Origin of the sequence: Microbacterium sp. (genome assembly GCF_031178525.1) — a bacterium.
GTDB lineage: Bacteria > Actinomycetota > Actinomycetes > Actinomycetales > Microbacteriaceae > Microbacterium.
Genome location: NZ_JAPSJA010000310.1, coordinates 1 through 2,732 on the forward strand (window position 1 = coordinate 1; position 2,732 = coordinate 2,732).

Sequence of the window (2,732 nt, forward strand, 5' to 3'; positions counted from 1 at the left end):
TGAGCGAGTTCGCCACACTCGGCATGCTCGTGACGATGGTGCTGTGGCCCGGGATGGCGCTGATGGGGAAGATGGGCGTCGCCGCGGCCTTCGCCCTCTTCGGCACGTGGGTGTTCCTGCGGATCATTCGGGCCGTGCCGGTGCGGCAGCTCGTCCTCGTCCCGCTGGTCGGCATCATGCTGGGCGGGGTCGTGGCGGCGATCACGACTTTCTTCGCGTACCGCCTCGACCTGCTGCAGTCGCTGGGGCAGTGGGCGCAGGGCAGCTTCGCGGGCGTGATGCAGGGGCGCTACGAGTTCCTCTGGGTCGCGGGTCTGATGGGCGTGATCGCCTGGATCGCGGCCGACCGGTTCAGCGTGATCGGTCTCGGCGAGGAGTTCGCCACGAACCTCGGCCTCGATTACCGCCGCGTCGTCGCGATCGGCATGGTCATCATCGCCGTCACGACCGCCGCCGTGCTCGTCACGGCCGGCATGATCCCGTTCCTCGGACTCGTCGTGCCCAACATCGTCAGCCTGGTCATCGGCGACAACGTGCGCCGCTCGATCCCGTGGGTGGCCGGGCTCGGCGCGGTGTTCGTGGTCGCGTGCGACATCCTGGCGCGCGTGCTGCGGTTCCCGTACGAGATCCCGCTGTCGGTCATCGTCGGCGTCGTCGGCGCGGCCCTGTTCCTGTGGCTGCTGCTGCGAAGGGGGAGTCGTGCTCACTGAACAGGCGCCCCGCGCTCTTTCCGTCCCGCCCCGCGCGCCGTGGTCACGCCCCGGCGTGCGGATGGCCGCGCTCGGCGGGGTCGTGCTCGCCCTCGTCGGGCTGTTCCTGTTCACGGACGTGCCCGGCTCGCTCGCGTTCGCGCTCAAGATCCGCGGCCTGAGCGTCGCGGCCATGCTGGTCGTGGCGACCGCGGTCGGCGTCTCGACGGTCGTGTTCCACACCATCACGCAGAACCGGATCCTCACGCCGTCGATCATGGGCTTCGACGCGTTCTACATGCTCATCTCGACCATCGTCGTGTTCTTCTTCGGTGCCACGTCTTTCCTGACGCTCCGCCCGCTGATCCTGTGGGGCGTGCAGGTCGTGGTCATGGTGGCGTTCAGCGTGTTGCTGTTCACGTGGCTGTTCGGCGGCAAGCGCAGGTCGATCCACCTGATGCTGCTCGTCGGCATCGTGCTCGGCACGTTCTTCCGATCGTTCACGGAGTGGATGCAGCGGATGCTGGATCCCGTCGCGTTCCAAGTGCTGAGCGACGCCGGGTTCGCATCGCTGACGCGCCCCGACGAGACGCTGCTGCTGCTGACCGCGATCCTCGTGGCGCTCGGCTGCGCGGCGGTGATCCCGCTGCGCGCGACGCTCGACGTGCTGACCCTCGGGGAGCCGGCCGCCGTCGGGCTCGGCGTGGATCATCGCCGCACCGTGATGATCCTGTTCGGGATCGTGTCGGTGATGATCGCGGCGTCGACCGCGCTCGTCGGGCCCGTGCTGTTCTTCGGGCTGATCGTCGCGAACCTGGCGTACGCGTACGCCGGCTCGTTCCGGCACGCGTGGACCCTCCCGACCGCCGTGCTGCTCGGCATGGTGTGCCTGGTCGGCGGCCAGCTCGTGATCGAGCGGCTGTTCGCCTTCAGTGCGACGCTGTCGACCGTGATCGAGTTCGCCGGCGGCCTGTTCTTCCTCTACCTCGTGCTGCGAAAGGGGGCGCGATGATCGCGCTCGAGAACGCGTCCAAGCGCTACGGCGGAACCACCGTGCTGGACGACGTCACCGTGTCGTTCGGCAAGGAGGGCATCACCGCCCTGATCGGGCCGAACGGGGCTGGCAAGTCGACGCTGTTCGGACTGATCGGCCGGCTCATCAAGCCCGACGCGGGCCGGGTGACGGTCGACGGGCAGGATGTCTCCACGGCGTCGTCGTCGGAGCTCGCGAAGGTCCTCGCCGTGCTGCGGCAGGACAGCCACATCGCCGCGCGGCTCACGGTGCAGGACCTCGTGGAGTTCGGGCGCTTCCCGCACTCGAAGGGGCGGCTCACTGTCGACGACCGCACGCACATCGAGCGCGCGATCGCCTATCTGGATCTCGAGCCGTACCGCGCTCGATTCCTCGACGAACTGTCGGGCGGGCAGCGTCAGCGCGCCTTCATCGCGATGGTGCTGGCACAGGACACGAAGTACGTGCTGCTCGACGAGCCGCTCAACAACCTGGATCTGCGGCACCAGACGGCGATCATGAAGCTCGTGCGCCGCATGGCCGACGAGCTGGGCCTGCGGGTGATCGTCGTGCTGCACGACATCAACTTCGCCGCGACATACGCCGACCGGATCGTCGCGATGCGCGACGGCCGTATCGTCGCGGATGCGCCGAGCGGCGAGATCATGCGCCCCGATGTGCTGGAGGCGGTCTACGACACCGCGGTGGACGTGCGTGAGATCGACGGCCGCCCCGTCGCGCTGTACTACCGCTGACCGCAGGCAGAGCGGGCGGCTGACCGGGCGGCTGACAGCGCCGGTCTAGAGTCGCGCGCCGTCGTCGTACTCGTCGCGGCCGGGGTTGTTCCCCTTGCGTGCCTCGAACGCCAGGAACAGCCCGAGGGAGACCAGCAGCCCGATCAGCAGCCCGAGCCACACGTTGCCGAGGGAGGCGGCGCCCACGATCCCGCCGACCGCGAGCACCGCGACGCTGCGCAGGATGAGCCACATGGCTTCAGGCTACGCGCCCGGCTCGCGGGCCGCGCGGCGTTC

General features: G+C 69.0%; 4 protein-coding genes. 3 read left to right on the plus strand and 1 reads right to left on the minus strand.

Features of this window, described 5'->3' with window-relative positions; translation table 11 throughout:
• From RIF89_RS13635 to RIF89_RS13645, 3 genes are all read left to right on the plus strand, one after another.
• Positions 1–710, plus strand: a 710-nt coding sequence (locus RIF89_RS13635; protein WP_309069630.1) for an iron chelate uptake ABC transporter family permease subunit, incomplete at its 5' end; no start/stop codon positions are given.
• Entirely contained in the window at positions 700–1,701 is a 1,002-nt protein-coding gene (locus RIF89_RS13640; RefSeq protein WP_309069631.1) for an iron chelate uptake ABC transporter family permease subunit, read from the plus strand. The genes RIF89_RS13635 and RIF89_RS13640, both read left to right, overlap by 11 nt.
• Entirely contained in the window at positions 1,698–2,456 is a 759-nt protein-coding gene (locus tag RIF89_RS13645) for an ATP-binding cassette domain-containing protein (protein WP_309069632.1), read from the plus strand. Before RIF89_RS13640 ends, RIF89_RS13645 begins: the two co-directional genes overlap by 4 nt.
• A 45-nt stretch (positions 2,457–2,501) precedes the next feature.
• Here RIF89_RS13645 and RIF89_RS13650 read toward each other — a convergent pair whose 3' ends face one another.
• Positions 2,502–2,690, minus strand: coding sequence for a hypothetical protein (locus RIF89_RS13650; protein ID WP_309069633.1), 189 nt, complete (start codon positions 2,688–2,690; stop codon positions 2,502–2,504).
• Positions 2,691–2,732: the final 42 nt, after the last annotated feature.

Coding starts and splice junctions, on each gene's coding strand:
- RIF89_RS13645 (WP_309069632.1), top strand. CDS start 1,698: ATGATCGCGCTCGAGAACGCGTCCAAGCGCTACGGCGGAACCACCGTG.
- RIF89_RS13650 (WP_309069633.1), bottom strand. CDS start 2,690: ATGTGGCTCATCCTGCGCAGCGTCGCGGTGCTCGCGGTCGGCGGGATC.